Genomic DNA, 22,964 nt, shown 5'->3' on the forward strand with positions numbered 1-22,964 from the left:
GCTGCGGCAGCCGTACGGAACGGGGGGCGGAGTCGTCGGATGAGTGCGTCGGCGCCGTATGAGGCGGTTTTGGCCGAGTCCGGGTCGGTTCCGGCTCGGGGGGCCGGGCGGCGGGGGCAGTCGCAGAGGCTCGTCGCCGCGCTGTGTGCCGTGGTCGGGACGGGGCTGCTCGCCGGGACCGCTCTCACCGGGTGGGCCGAGCAGCATGCCGCCGGGCGGGTGCCGTCCGCCGACGCCGCCTACCGCAAGGCCGGTTCGCTGTGGCGGGACGCTCCCGTCGACGCCCTCTTCCCGCCCGTGCTCGCCGGCCCCGGTGCCGGGCCCGGCGGGGCCGACCGGACCTGGACGCGCGTGGCCGTCGCCCCCGACGCCGACTGCGCGGACGCGCTGGCTCCCGAGTGGCGGGCGGTGTTGGCCGGGACCGGGTGTACGCGCGTGCTCCGGGCCTCGTACACCGATGCCACCCGCAGCTCCCTCGTCACGGTCGGCATGGTGTTCACCCCCGGCGAGGCGTCCGCCATGGCCGGGCTGCAGGGGCGGCTCGGCGCGCCGCCCGGCTTCGGGTTCGCCGACGAGCGGCGCGCCGCCTGGACCGCCTCCGTGCTGCCGGAGGGGCCCGTCGTCGTCTACACCGTTGCCGCCTTCGCCGACGGCCGCGTCCTCGACGCGCCCGTCCCCGCCGAGGAGGCCGTGCGCGCCGATGCCGCCGGGGCCGTCGCGCAGGCCGGGCTCGGCCACGAGGCGAAGGCCGTCGGGGAGTTGGTGCGGGGCGGGCTGCGCTCGCTCGCCGTCCCTGCCGGGTCCGCGCGGTGAGGCGGGGCAGGGCCGGTGCGGCCCTGGTCCTCGGCGCCGTCCTGGCGGTCGGGGTGCCCGTCGCGCCCGCCGCCGCGGACACCGATGCCGTACGGGACCGGCAGTGGGGGCTGACGGCGCTGCGCGCCGAGGAGGCGTGGGGGACCACGCAGGGCGGCGGGGTCACCGTCGCCGTCCTCGACACGGGGGTCGACGCCAACCACCCGGACCTCGCCGGGCAGGTCCTCGAAGGCGCCGACCTGGTCGGCATGGGCGCGGGCCCCGGCGACCGGGCGTGGGCGCGGCACGGCACCGCCATGGCCGGGATCATCGCCGGGCACGGGCACGGCCGGCACCGCCGTGCCGGTGTCCTCGGGGTGGCCCCGCAGGCGCGGATCCTGCCGGTCCGCGTGATCCTCGAGGAGGGTGATCCGGGCCGGGCGAAGGCGCGGGAGAGCAAGGGCGGGGCGCTCGCCGAGGGGATCCGGTGGGCCGCCGACCACGGAGCGGACGTCATCAACCTGTCGCTCGGCGACGACAGCGACTCCGCGCACCACGAGGCCGCCGAGGACGAGGCGGTGCAGTACGCGCTGGCGAAGGGCGTCGTCGTGGTCGCCTCCGCGGGCAACGGCGGCCGCGACGGCGACCACGCCTCCTACCCGGCCGCCTACCCTGGGGTGATCGCCGTCGCGGCGGTCGACCGCCGCGGCAGGAAGGCGCCGTTCTCGACGCGCAGCTGGTACGCCAGCGTCTGCGCGCCCGGCGTCGACATCGTCATCGCCGACCCCGACCGCGCCTACTACGAGGGCTGGGGCACGAGCGCGGCCGCCGCGTTCGTCTCCGGGGCGGTGGCGCTCGTCCGGGCCGCCCACCCCGAACTGTCCCCGCCGCAGATCAAGAAGCTGCTGGAGGACACCGCCGCCGACGCCCCCGCGGGCGGCCGGGACGACGCGCGCGGGCACGGCCTGGTCGATCCCGCCGCCGCCCTCCAGGCCGCGGAGGCCCTGCGCCCCGAGCCCGCCGTGCCCCGGCCCGCGGCCGCGGGCAGCGCGTACTTCGGGCCGGGCCCGGCCCCCGCCGCGGCGGACGCGGCCGGGGCCGGGCCGGCGCTGCCCGCGGCGGCGGGCGCGGGGCTGGTGCTGCTGGTGCTGGCGGCCGTGCTGGCCCGGCGCCCCTCCGGCCGCGCCGCCCGGCCGCCGCGCGGGAGCGCCGGCGCGGGGGATAGGGTCGGGTAACTGTGGCGAACAAGAACATCCCCGACCCCGGATACTCCGACGACGACGGCTCCGCCGACCCCCGGCTGAGCGCGGCCCTGGCCGCCTGGTCCGAGGACCGGGCGAGGGAGCCGGAGGTGCTGGCAGCGCTCAAGGGCGCCCGGCTCCTGGTCCCGGTGGTCGCGGTGCTCGGCGAGGTCGAGACCGACCCGGAGACCGGTCTCAAGCGGGAGAAGACCAGCGACATGGCCGTCCCCACCCTCCAGGCGGGGGACCGGCGGGCGCTGCCCGCCTTCACCTCCACCGCCTCGCTCGCGCTGTGGGACCCGGCGGCCCGCCCGGTCGCGGTCCCGCTGCACCAGGCGCTGGCGGCCGCCGCGCACGAGAAGGCCGACACGGTCGTCCTCGACCTGGCCGGCCCGGTCGCGTACGAGCTCACCGGCCGGGCGCTGCTCGCGCTCGCCGAGGGACGCACCGACACCGATCCGCTGACCGACCCGGCCGTGCACGAGGCCGTACGGGCCGCGGTGGCAGCGGAGCCCGCGGTGCTGCGGGCCCACCTCGGGCCCGGCGGGCCCGACGCGGACGGCACGCTGGCGATCGTGCTGGCCGCCGGTGCGCAGCCCGCGGCCGCGGCCAGGAGCGTGGCCGGGGCGCTCGCCGCGGACGAGACGCTGCGGGCCCGGCTGGTGCGCGGGCTGGACCTTGCGCTGCTGCCGGAGTCGGCGCCGGCCCCGCCGGGCGAGCCACTTTTCACCCGCTGACCCGCTGACCCGCCGACCCGCCGACCCGCCGACCCGCCGACCCGGCGGCCGCCCGCCGCGGCGCCGGCCGTCGGGTACCCGCAGGCACGTACGCGGAAGGGCCGGGGCGCTGCCGCCCCGGCCCTTCCGCTTGGTTCCCGCAAGCCCGGCCCGTCAGCCGAAGACCGGGCCCGTGAACTTCTCGCCCGGCCCCTGGCCCGGCTCGTCCGGGACGACGGACGCCTCGCGGAAGGCGAGCTGGAGGGACTTCAGGCCGTCGCGCAGCGGGGCGGCGTGGAAGGAGCTGATCTCGGTGGCGCTGGCGGTGACCAGCCCGGCGAGGGCGGTGATCAGCTTGCGGGCCTCGTCGAGGTCCTTGTGCTCGGAGTCCGGCTTGTCGAGGCCCAGGTTGACCGCCGCGGCGCTCAGCAGGTGCACGGCCACCGTGGTGATCACCTCGACGGCGGGCACGTCCGCGATGTCACGCGTCATGGCGTCGTAGTCGGGGGCCGGGTCGGCCTCGGTGGCGGGGGTGGGGGTCGCGTCAGTCATGCCCCCACGATAAGCCGGGCCCGGCAGGCGCCCGCCCCGGCTCCTGGCGAGCGCGACCGGCACGGACTGCTATATTGGTGTGACGACCGGCCGGAGACGTATGTCCCCGGCCCGCAAGTGGAGGCTCCGTTCTCCCACCCGACCGCCTTCCGGGGCGGCGGGTCACCGGTCAGGCGGCATCCATCGTTCCGTACGGACGATGGAAAGCCGCCCGATGTTGCGCCCCGCGGTTCACGCGGCGGTGCTCCGGTTGTTTTGGAGCCCCCGCCTGTGAACGGTGGGGCATTTTTCGTGCCCGGCCGCGGTTGGTCCCCATGACACAAGACGTCAGCGGCTGTCTGACCTGACAGCCGTGTGGTGCTACCGAGGAGGATCCATCAGCACCGAGCCCCGCATCAACGATCGGATTCGTGTCCCTGAGGTGCGACTCGTCGGTCCCAGCGGCGAGCAGGTGGGCATCGTCCCGCTTGCGAAGGCGCTTGAACTCGCGCAGGAGTACGACCTCGACCTGGTCGAGGTCGCGGCGTCTGCTCGCCCGCCGGTCTGCAAGCTCATGGACTACGGCAAGTTCAAGTACGAGTCGGCGATGAAGGCCCGTGAGGCGCGCAAGAACCAGGCGCACACGGTCATCAAGGAGATGAAGCTCCGGCCGAAGATCGACCCGCACGACTATGACACCAAGAAGGGTCACGTCGTTCGGTTCCTCAAGCAGGGCGACAAGGTCAAGATCACGATCATGTTCCGCGGTCGCGAGCAGTCCCGGCCGGAGCTCGGCTACCGACTGCTGCAGCGTCTGGCGGAGGACGTCCAGGACCTCGGTTTCGTCGAGTCGAACCCGAAGCAGGACGGCCGAAACATGATCATGGTTCTCGGTCCGCACAAGAAGAAGACCGAGGCGATGGCCGAAGCCCGCGAGGCCCAGGCCGCCCGCAAGGCCGAGCGCCAGGGTGCCGCCGCGGACGCTGCCGCCAAGGAAGCGCCCGCAGGGGACACCGAGGCCGCCTCCGCCGAAGCCGGCGACGCCTCCGCCGAAGCCGGCGACGCCTCTCCCGAGGCGCAGGCCTAGGCCTGATTCCGGGGCACCCGGTCCCGGATCACCGACACCACATGACGTTCCCGCAAGCCGGTCCGGTACCGGACCGGTGGGGACGCCACCGACGAGGAGATAACGGCGCCATGCCGAAGAACAAGACGCACAGCGGTACCAAGAAGCGCTTCAAGGTCACCGGCTCCGGCAAGGTGCTCCGCGAGCGCGCCGGCAAGCGCCACCTGCTCGAGCACAAGTCGTCCAAGCTGACGCGTCGCCTCACCGGCAACGCCGAGATGGCCCCGGGCGACGCCGCGAAGATCAAGAAGCTTCTCGGCATCTGACGTCGCCGCTCCCCCTCGGGGAGCGGGACGCCGAGACCGGGATCCCATCGAACTTTCGGGCCGTGTGAAGACACCCGCGGCCCCGCTACAAGGAGTCAAGAAGTGGCACGCGTCAAGCGGGCAGTAAACGCCCACAAGAAGCGCCGGGCGATCCTCGAGGCGGCCTCCGGCTACCGCGGTCAGCGTTCGCGCCTGTACCGCAAGGCCAAGGAGCAGGTCACCCACTCGCTGGTCTACAACTACAACGACCGCAAGAAGCGCAAGGGCGACTTCCGTCAGCTGTGGATCCAGCGCATCAACGCCGCTGCCCGCCAGAACGGCATGACGTACAACCGCCTCATCCAGGGTCTGAAGGCCGCCAACATCGAGGTGGACCGCAAGATCCTCGCGGAGCTGGCCGTCAACGACGCCAACGCGTTCGCCGCGCTGGTCGAGGTCGCCCAGAAGGCGCTCCCGGCCGACGTGAACGCCCCGAAGGCCGCCGCTGCCGCCTAAGCGACACGCTTTCGCGCAGCAAGCCCTCGACAGGCTTCAGCCCGGACCCGCAGGCCCCGTGCCTGCGGGTCCGTGCGTTGTGGCCGCCGCCCCGACCAGTCACACCCGCAGTACGCACGGAAGCGAGCCGACCGCCCATGGGTACCCCCGCCCCCGCCGAGCCGATCTCCCCCCGATCCCCGCGGGTGGCCGCCGCCAAGCGCCTCGCGCGGCGCAACTTCCGCACGAAGGAGCGCCGCTTCCTCGCCGAGGGCCCGCAGGCCGTCCGCGAGGCCGTCGGGCACCGCGGCCCCGGCGGCCCGACCCTGATCGAGCTGTTCGCCACCGCCGAGGCCGCCGAGCGCTACCCGGAGATCGTCGCCGAGGCCCGGGCCTCCGGCGCGCGCGTCCACCACGCCTCCGACGAGGTCCTCGCCGAGGTCTCGCAGACCGTCACCCCGCAGGGGCTCGTCGGCGTCTGCCGCTTCCTCGACTCGCCGTTCGAGGAGATCCTGCGCGCCCGGCCCCGGCTCGTCGCCGTCCTGGCGCACGTCCGCGACCCCGGCAACGCCGGCACCGTCCTGCGCTGCGCCGACGCCGCCGGGGCGGACGCCGTCGTCCTGACCGACGCCTCGGTCGACCTGTACAACCCCAAGTCCGTGCGGGCCTCCGTCGGCTCCCTCTTCCACCTCCCCGTCGCCGTCGGCGTCCCCGTCGAGCAGGCCGTCTCCGGGCTGCGGGCGGCCGGCGTGCGGATCCTCGCCGCCGACGGGGCCGGCGAGCACGACCTCGACGCCGAGCTCGACGCCGGCACCATGGGCGGCCCGTCCGCCTGGGTCTTCGGCAACGAGGCGTGGGGCCTGCCGGAGGAGACCCGCGCCCTGGCGGACGCCGTCGTACGCGTCCCGATCCACGGCAAGGCCGAGAGCCTGAACCTCGCGACCGCCGCCGCCGTGTGCCTCTACGCCTCCGCCCGTGCACAGCGGGCGTCCGGAGGGTGCCGCTCCGTGACCCCCAGCTAGTAATGTGGCGGCCCGGGGGGCCCACTGCGCTACTCGGAGATGTGGGGTACGGGGACATGACCGTCGGTACGAACAGCTCGCCAGGGGCCGCGGACGCGGCGGGGGCGCCGTCCCTGGCGACCGTTCCCGCACAGCCACCGGGCCCGCCCGGCCCGGAGGCCGCCGCACCCGGCCAGGCCGGCCCCGCCGACCCGGCGGGCCTCGCCGCCCTCGGCATCGACCCCGACGACCTGCCCGACGGGCTCGTCGTCGCCGACGCCACCGGCCGGGTGATCTGCTTCAACTCCGCCGCCGCCCGCATCACCGCCCTCGCCCCCGCCGAGGCGCTCGGCGCCCGCATCGAGCGGGCCCTGCCTCTGGAGGACCTCGACGGCCGCCGCTGGTGGACCCTGACCGACCCCTACGGCGGGCTCGCCACCCGCCGCGGCCAGCCCGAGCGCAACCTCCTCCTGCCCGGCGGCCGCGAGGTCCTCGTCTCCGCCCGCTACGTCCGCTCCCGCCCCGCCGGCCCGCTCCGCCGCCTCGTCGTGACCCTCCGCGGCACCGAGGCCCGCCGGCGCACCGAGCGCAGCCACGCCGAGCTGATCGCCACCGTCGCCCACGAGCTGCGCTCCCCGCTGACCTCCGTCAAGGGCTTCACCGCTACCCTCCTCGCCAAGTGGGAGCGGTTCACCGACGACCAGAAGCGCCTCATGCTGGAGACCGTCGACGCCGACGCCAACCGCGTCACCCGGCTGATCGCCGAACTCCTCGACATCTCCCGCATCGACTCCGGCCGCCTCGAGGTGCGCCGCCAGCCCGTCGACATCGCCACCGCCGTCGGCCGCCACGTCCAGGCCCTCACCGCGAACGGCCAGGCGCCCGAGCGCTTCCTGGTCCGCGTCAGCCGCTCCCTGCCCGACCTGTGGGCCGACCCCGACAAGATCGACCAGATCCTCGGCAACCTGCTCGAAAATGCGGTGCGCCACGGCGAGGGAACCGTCACCATCGACGTGTCGCCGACCAGCCTGACGAACGCAGCGGGCAAGACCGAGAAGGGAACCGCCGTCACCGTGACCGATGAGGGCCCCGGCATCCCCGAGGAGTCGATGGGCCGCGTCTTCACCCGCTTCTGGCGGGGCAGCAAGCGCGGCGGCACCGGCCTGGGCCTGTACATCGTCAAGGGCATCGTCGAGGCGCACGGCGGCACGATCACCGTCGGCCGCGGACCCGGCGGCGGCGCCGAGTTCCGATTTATCCTGCCCGTCGGCGCGCCGGCCTACCTCACGCAGTAATCCTGCGGAGCGTCTCGCCAGGCGGCCCACGGGCTCCTCCGCCCCCCGCGGCCCGTAGACTCGTCCTTTGGCACCTTTGCGTCCTTGTGTCGAGCTCGTCGTCGAGCGGGGACCTCCAGCCAGCCCATCGGAAGCACGGGAAGAGATGTCGGCACCGAACAAGTCGTACGACCCTGTCGAGGTCGAGGCACTGAAACCGGAAGAGATCGAGCGCATGCGGGACGAGGCGCTCGCCGCCTTCGCGGCCGCCGGCGACCTCGACGAACTCGCGCACGCGAAGACCGCCCACACCGGCGGCACCTCGCCGCTCGCCCTCGCCAACCGCGAGATCGGCGCGCTGCCCCCGCAGGCCAAGGCCGAGGCGGGCAAGCGCGTGGGCCAGGCCCGCGGCGCGGTGAACAAGGCGTTCGCGGAGCGCCTCGCCCAGCTGGAGGCCGAGCGCGACGAGCGCGTACTGGTGGAGGAGGCGGTCGACGTCACCCTGCCGTACGACCGCGTGCCGGCCGGCGCCCGCCACCCCCTGACCACGCTGATGGACCGCATCGCGGACATCTTCACGGCCATGGGCTACGAGGTCGCGGAGGGCCCCGAGGTCGAGGCGGAGTGGTTCAACTTCGACGCCCTCAACTTCACGCCCGACCACCCCGCGCGGCAGATGCAGGACACCTTCTTCGTCCGCGGCCCCGAGGGCGTCGAGGGCGACGAGTCCGGTGTCGTCCTGCGCACCCACACCTCGCCGGTGCAGGCCCGCGCGCTCCTGGAGCGCCGCGAGCCGCCCGTCTACATCGTCTGCCCGGGCCGCGTGTACCGCACCGACGAGCTCGACGCGACGCACACCCCGGTCTTCCACCAGGTCGAGCTGCTCGCCGTCGACGAGGGCCTGACCATGGCCGACCTCAAGGGCACCATCGACCACATGGTCAAGTCGCTCTTCGGGGACGACGTCACCACGCGCCTGCGCCCGAACTTCTTCCCGTTCACCGAGCCGTCCGCCGAGATGGACATGCAGTGCTACGTGTGCCGCGGCGCCTCGGTGGGCAACCCCGACCGCCCCTGCCGCACCTGCTCCAGCGAGGGCTGGATCGAGCTCGGCGGCTGCGGCATGGTCAACCCCAAGGTGCTCACCGCCTGCGGCGTGGACCCGGAGAAGTACAGCGGCTTCGCCTTCGGCTTCGGCATCGAGCGGATGCTGATGTTCCGGCACAACGTGGAAGACATGCGAGACATGGTCGAGGGTGACGTCCGGTTCACCCGGCCGTTCGGGATGGAGATCTGATGCGGGTCCCGCTTTCGTGGCTGCGGGAGTACGTCGACCTGCCTGCGGGCGAAACCGGTCGTGACGTGCAGGCCAAGCTCATCGACGCCGGTCTGGAGGTCGAGACCGTCGAGCAGCTCGGCGCCGACCTCACCGGCCCCCTCGTCGTCGGCCAGGTGCTGACGATCGAGGAGCTGACCGAGTTCAAGAAGCCGATCCGCTTCTGCACCGTCGACGTCGGCACCGCCAACGGCACCGGCGAGCCCCAGGAGATCGTCTGCGGCGCCCGGAACTTCGCCGTCGGCGACAAGGTCGTCGTGGCCCTGCCCGGCGCCGTCCTGCCCGGCGACTTCGCGATCGCCTCGCGCAAGACGTACGGCAAGACCTCCAGCGGCATGATCTGCTCCGGCGACGAGCTCGGCATGGGCGACGACGGCACGCACGGCATCATCGTGCTGCCCCCGGAGCACGAGGCCGGCACCGACGCGGTCGAGCTGCTGGAGCTGCGCGACGAGGTCCTCGACATCGCCGTCACCCCCGACCGCGGCTACTGCCTGTCGATGCGCGGCGTCGCCCGCGAGACCGCCACCGCGTACGGCCTGCCGCTGCGCGACCCGGCCCTCCTCGACGTGCCCGCCCCCAACTCCTACGGCTACCTCGTCAAGGTCTCCGACCCGGCCGGCTGCGACCGCTTCACCGCGCGCACCGTCACGGGCCTCGACCCCGAGGCGAAGTCCCCGATCTGGCTCAAGCGCCGCCTGCAGAAGGCCGGCATGCGCCCGATCTCCCTCGCCGTGGACGTCACCAACTACGTGATGCTGGAGCTCGGCCAGCCCCTGCACGCCTACGACCGCGCCCGCCTCGACGGCGCGATCGGCGTCCGGCGCGCCGAGCAGGGCGAGGTCCTCACCACCCTCGACGGGGTCAAGCGCACCCTCGACGCCGAGGACCTCGTCATCACCGACGACAGCGGGCCGATCGGCCTCGCCGGCGTCATGGGCGGCGCGAACACCGAGATCGCCGACGCCGTCGCCGACCCGGAGACCGGCCAGGCCGCCGGCACCACCGACGTCGTCATCGAGGCCGCCCACTTCGACCCGATCGCGATCTCGCGCACGGCCCGCCGGCACAAGCTGTCCTCGGAGGCCTCCAAGCGCTTCGAGCGCGGCGTCGACCCGCAGGCCGCCTCGGCCGCCGCGCAGCGCACCGTCGACCTGCTGGTGCTGCTCGCCGGCGGCACCGCCGAGGCGGGCGTCACCGAGCTGACCGCGCCGGGCGCCCCGCGGACCGTCGCGATGCGCGCCGACCACCCGGACCGGGTGGCGGGCGTCGCGTACGGCCGGGAGACGGTCGTCCGCCGCCTCCAGGAGGTCGGCTGCGACGTCTACGGCCAGGACGAGCTCGTGGTCACCGTCCCCTCGTGGCGGCCCGACCTCGCCGAGCCGAACGACCTCGCCGAGGAGGTCATCCGGCTGGAGGGCTACGCCAACCTGCCCTCCACGCTGCCCCAGGTGCCCTCCGGCCGCGGCCTGACCGCCCGGCAGCAGCTGCACCGCAGGGTCGGCCGCGCCCTCGCCGGCGCCGGCTACGTCGAGGCGCTGAACTACCCGTTCATCGGCGAGCAGGTCTTCGACCAGCTCCAGCTGCCCGCGCACGACGCCGCCCGCGACGTCGTCCGCCTCGTCAACCCGCTCTCCGACGAGGAGCCGGCGCTGCGCACCACGCTGCTGCCCGGCCTGCTGGGCGCGCTGCGCCGCAACGACAGCCGCGGCTCGCACGACCTGGCCCTCTTCGAGACCGGCCTGGTCTTCCGGGCCGGCGAGAAGCCGGGCGTCGCCGTGCGGCTGCCCGTCGACCGCCGCCCCTCGGACGAGGAGATCGCCACGCTCGACGCGGCGCTCCCCGCGCAGCCGCGGTACGCCGCGGTCGTGCTGGCCGGGGCGCGGGAGCAGGCCGGCTGGTGGGGCAAGGGCCGCCCGGCCGAGTGGGCGGACGCCGTCCAGGCCGCGCGCCTGCTGGCCGCCGAGGCCGGTACGGACCTCGTCGTGCGGCAGGGCCAGTACGGGCCGTGGCACCCGGGCCGCTGCGCCGAACTCGTCGTCACCATCGACGGGGTCGAGCAGGTCATCGGCCACGCCGGCGAGCTGCACCCGCGGGTCGTCAAGGCCCTCGGCCTGCCCGCCCGCACCAGCGCCATGGAGCTCGACCTCGACCGCCTCGCGGCGGCCGGCGGCACGCCCGTGGAGTCGCCGCGGATCTCCTCCTTCCCGGTGGCCACCCAGGACGTCGCCCTGATCGTCGACGCGTCCGTACCGGCGGCCGACGTCGAGGCGGCGCTGCGCAAGGGAGCGGGCGAACTCCTCGAATCGCTGCGGCTGTTCGACGTCTTCACCGGCGAGCAGGTCGGCGAGGGCAAGAAGTCCCTGGCGTACGCGCTGCGCTTCCGCGCGGCCGACCGCACGCTGACCGCCGAGGAGTCCACGGCGGCCCGCGACGCCGCGGTCGCGCTGGCGGCCGAGCGGACCGGCGCGGTGCTGCGCGGCGCGTAAGCGTCCGCGGCCCGCGCCGCCGACCGGTGCGCCCGGTGAGGGGCGCCTCCACCACGGAGGCGCCCCTCACTCGTTCGGGTGCAAACCCCGGTGACCCGTGTCCTCTCGCGTGACGGACCGGGACAATCGTTGCGCCGGGTGCCCACAGCGGGCAGACACAGGAGTCCCAAGGGATGATCACGCGCGGGGAGACGCCCCAGCCGCGCCGGGCGTGCGTCCCCCCAGGGGGCGGCGCCACGGCGTACCGGGAGCTGCCCGCCCCCGGCCGGTGGGCGCACAGCCTCGCCGGCACCGCGGCCTTCCTGCTCCTCGCCGCCGGCTGCGCGCTCCGGGTCCGCCGGGACCTCCTCGCCCGGCTGCGCCGCTCCCGGGAGGTCGCCGAAGCCGCCCAGCGGGCACTGCTGCGGCCCCTGCCCCCGCGGATCGACGGCCTGGTCCTGGCCGGCGCCCAGCTCTCCGCGACCCGCGGCGCCGCGATCGGCGGCGACCTCTACGGGGCCGTGCCCACCGCGCACGGCGTCCGCGTCGTCATCGGCGACGTACGGGGCCACGGGCTGCCCGCGGCGGCCGCGGCCGCCGCCGTGCTCGGGGCGTTCCGGGAAGCCGCGTACGACGAACCCTCGCTGGCGGGGGTGCTGCGCGGGATGGAGCGCGCCCTGGGGCGGCACGTCCGCGACCGCACCGCGGCCGAGCCGCACACCGCCGGGGCCGCGGCGGCCGGGTCCGCCGCCGAGGAGTTCGTGACCGTGCTCCTCCTCCAGATCGCCGAGGACGGCACGCTGACCGCGCTCAACTGCGGCCACCCCTGGCCCTATCTGCTCCGCGCGCGGGCGGGTCCCCGGCCCTGCGGGGCCCTGCCGCACGCCGCGGCCGCCCGCACCGCCGCCGACCCCGCCCCGGCGCCCCCGCTCCCCGTGCCCGCACCCGCCGGGCCCTGGCCGGACGTACGGGCCCTGGACGGCGGCGACCCCCTGCCGCCGCTCGGGGTGGTGCCCGTACCGGACGGGCTGGAGGCTGGGGACTGCGGCCGACTGGGGCCCGGGGACCTGCTGTTCCTGCACACCGACGGCGCCGAGGACTCCCGCGACGCGGCCGGCCGGTTCTTCCCGCTGCCCCGCGTCCTCGCCGGCATCGCCGCCCGGCAGCCGGCCGTCACCCCCGCGCGTCTGGTCGCCGGGGTGCACGCGGCCCTGCTGCGCCACACCGGCGGGCATCCCGCGGACGACGCCGCCCTGCTGGCGGTCCGCAGCGACCGCTGCGCCTGACACCCGGCCGGGGCCGGGGAACCGCACACCGGGCCCCGGTGGGAGGGCCCGGCGCGCGTTCCCGCCGGCTCCGGGCCGGAGCCCGGTGACCAACCGGGCGCCGGCGGAGCCGGGGTGCGCCGCCCGCCGGCCGTGGAGTGTCGGGCAGACAGCGGGCGGGCGGCGCGGGTGGCGGGTCGTCGCACTGTACGAGGGGGAGCCGACGACCCGTGCGGCCTCTTGGCGAGGCTCTTCAGTGAACCGCTCCCGGGGGTCCCCGCGGCAGGGTACGCATCGCATTTATGCGCGTACTCGGTTCACACCCCGTGTGAACGCCGCACCCACTAGCCTGGTCCCGACGAGCCCTTGGAGGGGCCCATGCAGCCCAACGCCCTGCTCGACGCCCTCCTCGCCGAGGCGGGCATGTCCCATGCAGGACTCGCCGCGCACGTGAACCAGGCGGGCCGCTCCCGCGGACTCGCCCTGCGCTACGAACACACCGCCGTCAACCGGTGGTTGAAGGGCCAGCGCCCCCGCGGCCAGGTCCCCGACCTGATCTGCGAGGTTCTCGGGGGCCGGCTCCGCCGCCCCCTCTCCCTCGACGACGTCGGCTTCGGCGTACCCGGCCGGCAGGCCGGACCGCAGGCTTCCCCCCTCAGCGGCTTCGTCGACCGTGCCGCGGCCCTGTGGCGCTCCGACGAACAGGGCCGCTTCCCCCTGCACGCGGCGCCCGCCCTCACCGGCACCCCCGCCGTCATCCCCGTCTGGGAGTGGGAGAACCCGCCCGAGGACGCCGACGTCTCGCGCGACGGCCCCCTGCGCGTCGGCCCCGAGCACATCGACGTCCTCCGCGCGGCCCGCGCCCACTACGAGCTGATGTACCGGCGGGCCGGCGGCATCGCCACCCGCGCCCGCATCGTCCGCTTCCTCGGCAGCGAGACCGCGCCGCTGCTCCGCGGCAGCTACCCCGACGACCTCGGCCGCCGCCTGCACCGGGCCGCCGGCTCCCTCGTCGCCGTCGCCGGGATCTGCGCGTACGACTCCGACGCGCACGGCCTGGCCCAGCGCTACTTCCACCAGGCGCTGCGCCTCGCCAAGGCCGGCGGCGACCGCGGACTCGGCGCCTACGTCATCGCCCTGCTCGTCAACCAGTCCCTCCACCTGCGCGACCACCGCCAGGCCGTCGCGTTCGCCGAGACCGCGCTGCGCGCCGCGGGCCGCCACACCACCGCCGCGCTCGCCGCCGACCTGTACGCCATGCAGGCGAAGGCCTACGCCCGACTCGGCGACACCGCCGCGGCGCTGACGTGCATCCGCCGCGCGGAGGCGGCCGCCGAGCGGATCCGCCCCGGCTGCGAGCCCGACGAGACCGGCTACGTCCAGCCCGGCCTCGTCAACGTCCAGGTGGCGGAGGCCCTGCTCAGCCTCGGGGAGCTCGACGCCGCCCACGAGCAGGCCGCCGCGGCGGTCGGCACCCCGGCGCACGACCGCGGCCGGGTCCACCGGCTCGCGATGCTGTGCGAGATCCAGCTGCGCCAGGGCGAGGCGGACCGGGCGGCCGCCGCGGCCGCCGAAATGGCCGAACGGGCCAAGGGGATGGAGTCGCAGCGGCTCCGCGACCGGCTGCGCGCGGTCCGCGAACAGCTGCTGTCCAGCGGGTGTTCGGGCGCGGAGGAGACGGCCCGCCTGATCGACGGGGCGCTGAGCGTCCCGCTGTGACCCGCGCCGGCGGCCGCCGCCGGTCGGGCGGGGTCCCGGCCGCCGCCGGGGCGGCCGGGCTGCTTCCCGGGGGCGCCGGGGGTCAGTTGTACGGGTAGAAGCCCGAACCGGTCTTGCGGCCGAGGCGGCCGGCGTCGACCATGCGCTGGAGCAGCGGGGGAGCGGCGTACAGCGGCTCCTTGAACTCGGCGTACATCGAGTCGGCGATCGAGGCCACGGTGTCCAGGCCGATCAGGTCGGACAGCTTCAGCGGGCCCATCGGGTGGGCGCAGCCGAACTCCATGCCGTTGTCGATGTCCTCGCGGCTGGCGATGCCCGACTCGAACATCCGGATCGCGGAGAGCAGGTACGGGACGAGGAGGGCGTTGACGACGAAGCCCGACCGGTCCTGGGCGCGGATGGCGTGCTTGTCGAGCACGTTCTGCACCAGGGCCTCGGCCCGCTTGATGGTCTCCTCGCTCGTGGTGAGGGCGGGGATCAGCTCGACGAGCTTCTGCACGGGCGCCGGGTTGAAGAAGTGGATGCCGATGACCTGGTCGGGGCGGGAGGTCGCGACGGCGAGCTTGACCAGAGGGATCGAGGAGGTGTTCGAGGCGAGGATGGCACCGGGGCGGGTGACCTGGTCGAGGACCTGGAAGATCTCCGTCTTGACCTGCTCGTTCTCGACGACCGCCTCGATGACCAGGTCGCGGTCGGCGAACTCGCCGAGGTCGGTGGTGAAGGAGAGGCGGGCCAGGGTGGCGTCCCGCTCCTCCTCGCTGATCTTGCCGCGGGCGGCGGCCTTGGACAGGGAGTTCTGCAGCCGGGTACGGCCGATCTCCAGGGCCTCGCCGGTGGTCTCGGCGACCTTGACGTCCAGTCCGCTGCGGGCGCAGACCTCGGCGATACCAGCGCCCATCTGGCCGCAGCCCACTACGCCGACTCGGGTGATGTCGGAAGGGAGGTCAGTCACTTCGTGCCTTTCGCTGGTCATCGGAGGGCGGGTCCCCCGTTCGTGCAGTGGTGACTGCTAGCGGCGCCCGCCACGCACCCCGACGTTACCCCCGACCCTGCCCTTGGCCGAGGGCCGGGGCGGGCATGCTGAGCCCACGCACGAGTTGTCACGCTGAGGAGCGGAGCGAACACATGACGTACATGGGACGGCGGGGGCTGCTGGCCGGAGCCGCGGGGGCACTGGCGTCCGCCGCGGCGGGGCCGGCGCAGGCCGCGCCCCGGGAGGACGGGCCCCGCGCGGCGGCGGAGCGGGGCCGGGCGGCGGCCCCGGCGCCGGGCACGGCGGGGGAGCGGGAGGGGGCCGGCCGGGGGCGGGGCGGCGGCGCGGAGTTCCGCGGGATGTGGATCGCCTCGGTGCAGAACGTCGACTGGCCCTCGCGGACCGGACTGTCGGCGGCGCGGCAGCGCGCCGAGCTGACCGCCCTCTACGACACCGCGGTCGAGCGCCGCCTGAACGCGGTGCTGCTCCAGGTCCGGCCCACGGCCGACGCGATGTGGCCCGGGGCCCGCGAGCCCTGGTCGCAGTGGCTGACCGGCGTGCAGGGCGGCGACCCGGGCTGGGACCCGCTGGGCACGGCCGTCGCCGAAGCCCACGCGCGCGGGCTGGAGTTCCACGCCTGGTTCAACCCGTACCGGGTGGCCAACACCCACGCCGACCCGGCCCGTCTCGCGGCCTCCCACCCGGCGCGCCGCAACCCCGGCTGGACGGTGGCGTACGGCGGCAAGCTGTACTACAACCCGGGACTGCCCGAGGTGCGGGCCTTCGTCCAGGAGGCCATGCTCGACGCGGTGTCCCGCTACGCGGTGGACGGCGTCCACTGGGACGACTACTTCTACCCCTACCCGGTGGCCGGCGAGGCCTTCGACGACGACGACGCGTACGCCCGCCACGGCGGCGGCTTCCCCTCGCGGGCCGACTGGCGGCGCCACAACACCGACTCCCTGGTCCGCGAAATGGCGGAGCGCGTCCGCACGGTGCGCCCCTCGGCGCGCTTCGGCATCAGCCCGTTCGCGGTGTGGCGCAACCGGGACAAGGACCCCCTCGGCTCGGACACGCAGACGCTGGGCACGTACGACGACCTGTACGCGGACACCCGCAAGTGGGTGCGGGAGGGCTGGGTCGACTACGTCGTCCCGCAGGTGTACTGGCACATCGGGCACCCGACGGCCGACTACGCGAAGATCGTCCCCTGGTGGGCGCAGACCGTCGCCGGCACCGGCGTCGACCTCTACGTCGGGGAGGGGCTCTACCGCTGCGACCCGCAGAGCGCGACGGCGGCGTGGCGCGACCCGGAGGAGCTGACCCGGCACGTCGCGCTCGCCAAGCGGTACGCCGAGGTCCGCGGCCACTGCTACTTCTCCGCGCAGCAGGTGGTCACGGACCCCACGGGAGCGTTGGCGCGGGTCGTCGCGGACCACTACCCGACGGCGGTGCCGCCGCGCTGAACCGCCCCGGTCAGTGTCCGGGTTCCGCTGGGTGCTTCACCACGCAGTCGGGGCCCGGGGACATGACGGCCTCGTGACCGTCCGCGAAACGGACCCGGTAAGGGGGGTTGCCGTTCTCGCCCAGCACCTGAGTGATCTCGCCGACCTTGTCGTGCTGCCCCACGATCCTGCCGTGTTGCACGAGCTGGTCGCCCTCGGTCGCGCGCATGCTGACCTCCTCCGAGGCGGTCTGGATCCGGTGACAGCAGTTTACGGCGATTCATCCCGATTGAGCCCGCTGGGTCACGGCGATGCAGACCAGCACCGCGCAGGCCGCGGCGGGCGCTGCCGGGGAGAGCTCCTCGCCCAGCAGCGCCACCGACCACAGCAGGGTCAGCAGCGGCTGGGCGAGCTGGAGCTGGCTCGCGCGCGGGGCGCCGATCTCCGCCATCCCGCGGTACCAGACGTACAGGCCGAGGAAGGTGGAACCGGCGGCCGCCCACAGCAGGCCGGCCGCGCCGTGGACGCCGAGGTGCACCGGCTCGTACGCGAGCCCCACCGCGGCTCCCGCCAGGTTGAGGGGCAGGGACGCGACCAGCGCCCAGCCGATGACCTGCCAGCCGGGCAGGTCGCGGGCCAGCCGTCCGCCCTCGGTGTAGCCGGCCGCGCAGGCGAGGAGCGCCGCGAAGAGGTAGCCGTCGCCGGCGGACAGGGAGCCGCCGCTCTGCGCCAGGGTGAAGCCGAGGACGACGGCGGCGCCGGCGACGGCCGCGGCCCAGAAGCGGCGCGAGGGCCGCACGCCGGTCCGCAGCGCGGACAGGGCCGCCGTGGTCAGCGGCAGCAGGCCGACGACGACGGCGGCGTGCGAGGTGGTCGCGGTGGTCAGCGCCAGCGTGGTGAGCAGCGGGTACCCGACGACGACGCCGCCGGCCACGACGGCCAGGCCCGGCCAGTGCCGCCGGGCGGGCAGCGGGGCGCGGGCGGCGAGCAGGAACGCGCCGGCGATGGCGGCGGCGAGCACGCTGCGGACGGCGACGAAGGACCAGGGGCCGAAGCTCTCCAGGCCCCAGGCGGTGGCGGGGAAGGTGAGCGAGAAGGCGACGACGCCGAGGCAGGCGAGCGCGGTGCCGCTGCGGGCGCTGCGGGCGCGCAGGGCGGCGGGGGAGGCCGCGGGGAGGCGGTTCGCGGCCCGAGGCGTGGCGACCGCTATCGGCGTGGAGCGGGTAGCGCTATTCTGTGTCCTCATGTACGAGCGTAGCAGTGTGGCGGAACTGGCGGCTTCCCTGCGTTCCGAACTGGACCGCTACTCGGTCGGTGGAAAGCTGCCGTCGAGCCGCGCCCTGGTCGAGCGGTACCGCGTCAGCCCCGTCACCGTCTCTCGCGCCCTCGCCCTCCTCGCCGCGGAGGGCCTCGTCGTCACCCGCCCCGGCGCCGGCGCCTACCGCGCCCGACCCCGTACGGCCGACCCCGCGCCCGGCGACACCTCCTGGCAGGAGGTCGCCCTGAGCGCCGAAGGCGCCGGCGACGTCGTGCCGCGATCCGTCGACGCCTCCGGAGTGCTCCACTCGCTGTCCGCCCCGCCCGCCGGGGTCATCGAGCTGAGCGGCGGCTACCTGCACCCCTCCCTCCAGCCCGAGCGCGCCATGGCCGCCGCCCTCGCCCGGGCCGGGCGGCGCCCCGGCGCCTGGAGCCGCCCGCCCGTCGAGGGCCTGCCCGAGCTGCGGGACTGGTTCGCCCGGGAGATCGGCGGGTCCGCCACCGCCGCCGACGTCCTCGTCACCGCCGGCGGACAGAGCGCCCTCACCACCGCCCTGCGCGCCCTCGCCCCGCCCGGCGCGCCCGTCCTCGTCGAGTCCCCGACCTACCCCGGCCTGCTGTCCATCGCCCGCGCCTCCGGCTGCCGGCCCGTGCCCGTCCCCGTCGACGCCGACGGTGTCCGGCCGGAGCTGCTGGCCGCCGCGTTCGAAGCGACCGGTGCGCGGGTCTTCGTGTGCCAGCCGCTGTTCCAGAACCCCACCGGCGCCGTCCTCGCCGCCGAGCGGCGCGCCGAGGTGCTGCGGACCGCCCGCGCCGCCGGCGCGTTCGTCGTCGAGGACGACTACGCCCGCCACCTCGCCCACGAGGACGCCGGCCCGCTGCCCGCCCCGCTCGCCGCCGAGGACCACGACGGCGTCGTCGTCCACGTCCGGTCCCTGACGAAGGCCACCTCGCCCAGCCTGCGCGTCGGCGCCCTCGCCGCCCGCGGCCCCGTCATGGACCGGCTGCGCGCCATCCAGGTCGTCGACAGCTTCTTCGTCCCCCGCCCGCTCCAGGAAGCCGCCCTCGAACTCGTCGGCGCCCCCTCCTGGCCCCGCCACCTGCGCACCGTCGCCGCCGAACTCCGCCACCGCCGCGACGTCCTCGCCGGGGCGCTGCGGCGCTCGCTGCCCGGCCTGCACTTGGCCCACCTGCCCGCCGGCGGCTACCAGCTGTGGGTCCGCCCCGACACCGGGGACGACGCCGGGTTCGCCGCGGCCGCCCTGCGCGCGGGCGTCGCCGTCGCGCCCGGGCGCCCGTACTTCTGCGCGGAGCCCCCCGGGCCGTACGTCCGCCTCGGCTTCGCCGGGGTCTCCGGCACGGCCGAGCTCGGCGAAGCCGTCCACCGGCTGCGCACCGCCCTCGGCGGCGGCGCGGATGCGGTGCCGCACGACGCTTGACCACGGGCGGCACGCGCCCCACCATCACCGCATGAACGTTCGGGTCACGCTCGTCGCCGCAGCCCGCGCCTCCACGCTGCTCGCCGAGCGCTTCGACGACGACCGCCCCCCGGACGGCGAGGGCTGGCGGGCCCTCGAATCCGCCGCCCCCGAGCTCGTCCCGCTCGCCGCCGTCGAACTGCGGTACTGCTCGCCCGGCCCCCGCAGCCGCGCCACCGGCCAGGCCCTCGGCTACGCCCCGCTCGCCCAAGTCGCCCTGCGCGAATGGGACATGGGGCGCTGGCGCGGCCTGACCCTCGCCGAGGTCGCCGCCCGCGAGCCGGGAGCGGTCGAGCGCTGGCTCGCCGACCCGCACGCCGCCCCGCACGGCGGCGAATCCCTGCTCGCCTTCATCGCCCGGATCGGCGGCTGGCTCGACTCCCGGCCCGCGGAGGACGGCGGCGCCATCGTCGCCGTCGCCGAGCCGTCCGCGGTCCGCGCCGCCCTCGTCTACGCGCTGCGAGCCGCCCCGCAGACGTACTGGAGCGTGGACGTCCGCCCGCTGTCCACCGTCACCCTCACCGGCAGCGCCGGGCACTGGCACCTCTCGCTCCAGGCCCGCGCCTGAACGGCCGTACGAAAACCGGGTGGATCCCCGCCCGGGACCGCCCCTACCCTGCGCACATGACCGGGATCAAGATCACCACCCTTGCGGAGCGCCCCGAACTCGCCGGGCGGCTCTGGGACATGCAGGACTCGTGGCCCGCCTTCGCCGAGCACGACCCGCTCGCGTGGCTGCTCTACCCGCGCATGGTGGCCGAGTTCCCCGAGTACATCCTGGTCGCCACCGAGGGCGACGACATCGCGGCCCGCGGCTTCAGCGTCCCCTTCGCCCAGCACGCACCCGGGCGCGCAGGCGCCCTGCCCGCCCGGGGCTGGGACCAGCTCCTCATGTGGGCCTTCTCCGACCGGCGCCGCGGCACGGCCACGGACACGGTCGGCGCGGTCGAGATCAGCGTCGACACCGCCCGGCAGGGCCGCGGCCTGTCCGGGGCCCTCCTCGCCGCGATGCGGGACAACGCGCGCGCCCGCGGCTTCGCCGAGGTCGTGGCGCCGGTCCGGCCCAGCGCCAAGGCCGCCGAGCCGGACACGCCGATGGCGGAGTACGCGTACCGCACCCGCGACGACGGCCTCCCGTACGACCCCTGGCTGCGCGTCCACGTCCGCGCCGGAGCCATCATCGACTCCGTGGCACCGCTCTCGCAGACGATCAGCGCGCCGACCGCGGACTGGCGCGAGTGGACGGGCCTCCCCTTCGACACCCCCGGCCCGATCCACGTCCCCGGCGCCCTGGCCCCCGTCCACTGCCACCCGCAGGAGGGCTACGCGGTCCTGGTCGAGCCGAACGTATGGGTCCGCCACGCCCTGACCTGACACGCCACCCGCGGGGCGTCCCTTCGGCGCCCCCCGGCCGTGGGGGTGTCGGGTCTCCGCGGCCCGTCCGCGGGGCGCCGGTAGCGCGCGCCACCTGGGAGGCGCAGCCCCGGGCCGAGTGCCCTTGGGGCCGCGGTCCGGTCGCCGGGGGTTGCGCGGTCTGTGCGCCGAGCTTCCGAAGCCTTCGAGCGCGGGCTCGCCAAGCGCGCGCGGCGGCGGTGCCGGATGTCCGCGGCCCGAGCGCCGGGCCTCCCCGGTCCGGGGTGCCGGGCGCCGGCCGCCCGCGCGCCACCTCGGGAGGCGCAGCCCCGAGCCGAGTGCCCCTGCGGCCGCGGTCCGGTCCCCGGGCACGCGCGGCTTGCACGCCGAGCGTCAAGAACCTGCAAGCCCGCCCTCGCCCAGTGCTCGCGGGGCTGCCGGGCCTGCGAGCCGGCCTCGGACCCCAGGCCGCCGGGCGCCCGCGGCCCGTGGGCCGGTGGCCTTCAGGGCCCGCATGAGCCTCCCGGGCGTCCGCACCCAGCCCCCGCGGCCCTCGCGCCGGGCGGCCGCACCCCGTTGGCCGGGGGCTCCCGGGCTCGCACGTGGAGCCTCCCGGGCGTCGGCGGTCCGGTCTCCGCGGCCCGTGCGCCCGGCCTCCGCGGCGGCCCGGTGTCAGGCGCCCGCGGTCCGGTTTCCGCGGCCCGAGCGCCAGGCGCCCGCGGTGCGGTCTCCGGGGACTGCGCGCCGGGCGGACGCGGCGTGCACGCCGGGCTGCGCGGCCCCGGATCCGGAGGTGCGCGGCTCGCGCACGGGCGGCGCCGCTTGCGCGTCCGGGGCCGCCGTCCCATAGTCCGAGGTATGGACGCGCGCGAGGCCGCGCTCCGGCGGGCCCACGAGCATGCCGTCCGCTGGCTCGCGAGCCTGCCCGACCGCCGGGTGCCCGCCCGCGCCACGGTCGACGACGTGGTGCGCGCGCTCGGCCCCGACCTGCCCGACGGCCCCACCCCGCCCGCCGACGTCGTAGACCTCCTCGCTGACGCCTGCGAACCCGGCCTGACCGCCTTCCCCGGCGGCCGCTTCTTCGGGTTCGTCGTCGGCGGCACCGAACCGGCCGCGCTCGCCGCCGACTGGCTCGTCAGCGCCTGGGACCAGAACTGCGTGATGCGCACCGTCTCGCCCGCTCACACGGCCGCCGAGGACATCGCCACCGCCTGGCTCCTCGACCTGCTGGGCCTGCCCGCAGGCAGCGCCGTGGGCTTCACCACCGGCGCCACCATGGCGAACTTCACCTGCCTCGCCGCCGCCCGCGACGCCGTCCTCGCCCGGGCCGGCCGCAACCCGGCCCGGGACGGCCTCGCCGGCGGCCCCCCGGTGCACGTCCTCGCCGGCGAGGACCGCCACATGGCCGTCGACCTCGCCCTGCGCTACCTCGGCCTCGGCACGCCCGCCCTCGTCGAGGCCGACGACCAGGGCCGCATCCGGCCCGAGGCGCTGCGCCACGCCCTGGACGCCGCCGGGCCGGACCCGACCGTCGTGGTCCTCCAGGCCGGCGACATCCACACCGGCGCGTTCGACCCGTTCGAGGCGGCGATCCGCGCCGCGCACCGGGCCGGCGCCTGGGTGCACGTCGACGGCGCGTTCGGCCTGTGGGCCGCGGCTTCCCCGTCCCTCGTCCACCTGACGGCCGGCTGTGCCGCAGCGGACTCCTGGGCGACCGACGCGCACAAAACCCTGAACGTCCCCTACGACTGCGGCCTCGCCGTCGTCCGCGACCCGTCCGCCTTGCGCACCGCCATGGGCCTGCACGGTGCGTACCTCATCCAGGACGACAAGCAGGGCGATCCCGTCGACAAGGTCCCGGAACTCTCCCGGCGCGGCCGCGCGTTCACCGTGTGGGCCGCCCTGCGCTCCCTCGGCCGGACCGGCGTCGCCGACCTCGTCGACCGGCTGTGCCGGCATGCCCGTACGTTCGCCGAGGGCATCGCCGCGATCGACGGCGCGACCGTCCTGAACGACGTCGTCTTCACCCAGGTCTGCGCCGCCTTCGGCAGCGACGCCCGCACCGACCGCGTCCTCGCCCGCCTCATGGACGAGGGCACGGCCTGGATCAGCGGCTCCACCTGGCGCGGCCGCCGCGTGATGCGCATCTCGGTGAGCAACTGGTCGACGACCCCGGAGGACGTCACCCACACGCTGGCCGCCATCCGCCGCGCCGCCGCGGCCCCCTGACCTCCACCGTCCAGTACTCG

At 75.7% G+C, this 22,964-nt stretch carries 21 protein-coding genes; 17 read left to right on the top strand and 4 right to left on the bottom strand.

Annotation, left to right across the window (positions count from 1 at the left end):
• The first annotated feature begins 150 nt into the window (after positions 1–150).
• Genes IE170_RS23790 through IE170_RS23800 form a run of 3 tightly spaced genes read left to right on the top strand, consistent with a single transcriptional unit; the run spans position 151 to position 2,770 of the window.
• Positions 151–813: a hypothetical protein gene (locus IE170_RS23790; protein WP_229885115.1), complete on the top strand. Its 663-nt coding sequence runs from the start codon at positions 151–153 to the stop codon at positions 811–813.
• A complete protein-coding gene (gene mycP, locus IE170_RS23795; protein ID WP_189811494.1) occupies positions 810–2,027 on the top strand; it encodes a type VII secretion-associated serine protease mycosin in 1,218 nt (405 codons plus the stop codon). Before IE170_RS23790 ends, mycP begins: the two co-directional genes overlap by 4 nt.
• A 2-nt stretch (positions 2,028–2,029) precedes the next feature.
• Positions 2,030–2,770 carry an SseB family protein gene (locus IE170_RS23800; protein WP_189811495.1) on the top strand — a complete coding sequence of 247 codons (741 nt, stop codon included), beginning with the start codon at positions 2,030–2,032 and terminating at the stop codon, positions 2,768–2,770.
• A gap of 153 nt (positions 2,771–2,923) precedes the next feature.
• Here IE170_RS23800 and IE170_RS23805 read toward each other — a convergent pair whose 3' ends face one another.
• Positions 2,924–3,301 carry a DUF1844 domain-containing protein gene (locus IE170_RS23805; RefSeq protein WP_189811496.1) on the bottom strand — a complete coding sequence of 126 codons (378 nt, stop codon included), beginning with the start codon at positions 3,299–3,301 and terminating at the stop codon, positions 2,924–2,926.
• A gap of 352 nt (positions 3,302–3,653) precedes the next feature.
• Between IE170_RS23805 and infC the strand changes: the two genes are divergently transcribed.
• The 9 genes from infC to IE170_RS23850 all read left to right on the top strand — a co-directional run bounded on the left by infC (position 3,654) and on the right by IE170_RS23850 (position 14,209).
• Complete coding sequence (gene infC / locus IE170_RS23810) at positions 3,654–4,367, top strand: translation initiation factor IF-3 (RefSeq protein WP_189811497.1); 714 nt, start codon at positions 3,654–3,656, stop codon at positions 4,365–4,367.
• 110 nt (positions 4,368–4,477) lie between these two features.
• A complete protein-coding gene (rpmI, locus tag IE170_RS23815; RefSeq protein ID WP_114056849.1) occupies positions 4,478–4,672 on the top strand; it encodes a 50S ribosomal protein L35 in 195 nt (64 codons plus the stop codon).
• Positions 4,673–4,774: 102 nt separating this feature from the next.
• Positions 4,775–5,167: a 50S ribosomal protein L20 gene (gene rplT, locus IE170_RS23820; protein ID WP_114056848.1), complete on the top strand. Its 393-nt coding sequence runs from the start codon at positions 4,775–4,777 to the stop codon at positions 5,165–5,167.
• Positions 5,168–5,304: 137 nt separating this feature from the next.
• A complete protein-coding gene (locus IE170_RS23825) occupies positions 5,305–6,168 on the top strand; it encodes a TrmH family RNA methyltransferase (RefSeq protein ID WP_189811498.1) in 864 nt (287 codons plus the stop codon).
• Positions 6,169–6,224: 56 nt separating this feature from the next.
• Positions 6,225–7,442 carry a sensor histidine kinase gene (locus IE170_RS23830; RefSeq protein ID WP_189811499.1) on the top strand — a complete coding sequence of 406 codons (1,218 nt, stop codon included), beginning with the start codon at positions 6,225–6,227 and terminating at the stop codon, positions 7,440–7,442.
• 145 nt (positions 7,443–7,587) lie between these two features.
• The gene (gene pheS / locus IE170_RS23835) at positions 7,588–8,718 is read left to right on the top strand and encodes a phenylalanine--tRNA ligase subunit alpha (RefSeq protein ID WP_189811500.1); all 1,131 of its coding nucleotides are present in this window, start codon (positions 7,588–7,590) and stop codon (positions 8,716–8,718) included.
• A complete protein-coding gene (gene pheT / locus IE170_RS23840) occupies positions 8,718–11,246 on the top strand; it encodes a phenylalanine--tRNA ligase subunit beta (RefSeq protein ID WP_189811501.1) in 2,529 nt (842 codons plus the stop codon). Before pheS ends, pheT begins: the two co-directional genes overlap by 1 nt.
• A gap of 173 nt (positions 11,247–11,419) precedes the next feature.
• The gene (locus tag IE170_RS23845; RefSeq protein WP_189811502.1) at positions 11,420–12,511 is read left to right on the top strand and encodes a PP2C family protein-serine/threonine phosphatase; all 1,092 of its coding nucleotides are present in this window, start codon (positions 11,420–11,422) and stop codon (positions 12,509–12,511) included.
• Between the two features lie 357 nt (positions 12,512–12,868).
• Positions 12,869–14,209 (top strand): NsdA family TPR-like regulatory protein, encoded by a 1,341-nt coding sequence (locus tag IE170_RS23850; RefSeq protein WP_189811503.1) that lies wholly within the window; start codon positions 12,869–12,871, stop codon positions 14,207–14,209.
• Between the two features lie 82 nt (positions 14,210–14,291).
• On the opposite strand, the gene IE170_RS23855 is transcribed toward IE170_RS23850, so the two are convergent.
• A complete protein-coding gene (locus IE170_RS23855; RefSeq protein WP_189811504.1) occupies positions 14,292–15,182 on the bottom strand; it encodes a 3-hydroxybutyryl-CoA dehydrogenase in 891 nt (296 codons plus the stop codon).
• 152 nt (positions 15,183–15,334) lie between these two features.
• Between IE170_RS23855 and IE170_RS23860 the strand changes: the two genes are divergently transcribed.
• Positions 15,335–16,648, top strand: a complete 1,314-nt coding sequence (locus tag IE170_RS23860) for a glycoside hydrolase family 10-like protein (RefSeq protein WP_189811505.1) — start codon at positions 15,335–15,337, stop codon at positions 16,646–16,648.
• Between the two features lie 10 nt (positions 16,649–16,658).
• On the opposite strand, the gene IE170_RS23865 is transcribed toward IE170_RS23860, so the two are convergent.
• Positions 16,659–16,856 carry a DUF1918 domain-containing protein gene (locus IE170_RS23865; protein ID WP_114056839.1) on the bottom strand — a complete coding sequence of 66 codons (198 nt, stop codon included), beginning with the start codon at positions 16,854–16,856 and terminating at the stop codon, positions 16,659–16,661.
• A gap of 51 nt (positions 16,857–16,907) precedes the next feature.
• Positions 16,908–17,873, bottom strand: a complete 966-nt coding sequence (locus IE170_RS23870; protein ID WP_189811506.1) for a DMT family transporter — start codon at positions 17,871–17,873, stop codon at positions 16,908–16,910.
• Here IE170_RS23870 and IE170_RS23875 point away from each other — a divergent pair.
• From IE170_RS23875 to IE170_RS23890, 4 genes are all read left to right on the top strand, one after another.
• On the top strand, positions 17,872–19,323 hold the full coding sequence (locus IE170_RS23875; RefSeq protein WP_189811507.1) for an aminotransferase-like domain-containing protein: 1,452 nt from the start codon (positions 17,872–17,874) through the stop codon (positions 19,321–19,323). The two genes, IE170_RS23870 and IE170_RS23875, sit on opposite strands and share 2 nt — an antisense overlap.
• A 31-nt stretch (positions 19,324–19,354) precedes the next feature.
• On the top strand, positions 19,355–19,930 hold the full coding sequence (locus IE170_RS23880) for a histidine phosphatase family protein (RefSeq protein ID WP_189811508.1): 576 nt from the start codon (positions 19,355–19,357) through the stop codon (positions 19,928–19,930).
• A 56-nt stretch (positions 19,931–19,986) separates the two neighbouring features.
• Positions 19,987–20,736, top strand: coding sequence for an N-acetyltransferase (locus tag IE170_RS23885; protein WP_189811509.1), 750 nt, complete (start codon positions 19,987–19,989; stop codon positions 20,734–20,736).
• An 837-nt stretch (positions 20,737–21,573) separates the two neighbouring features.
• Positions 21,574–22,944 carry a pyridoxal phosphate-dependent decarboxylase family protein gene (locus IE170_RS23890; RefSeq protein ID WP_189811510.1) on the top strand — a complete coding sequence of 457 codons (1,371 nt, stop codon included), beginning with the start codon at positions 21,574–21,576 and terminating at the stop codon, positions 22,942–22,944.
• Positions 22,945–22,964 lie beyond the last annotated feature (20 nt).

It is taken from the genome of Streptomyces toxytricini, from assembly GCF_014649915.1.
In the GTDB taxonomy this organism is placed as follows: domain Bacteria; phylum Actinomycetota; class Actinomycetes; order Streptomycetales; family Streptomycetaceae; genus Streptomyces; species Streptomyces toxytricini.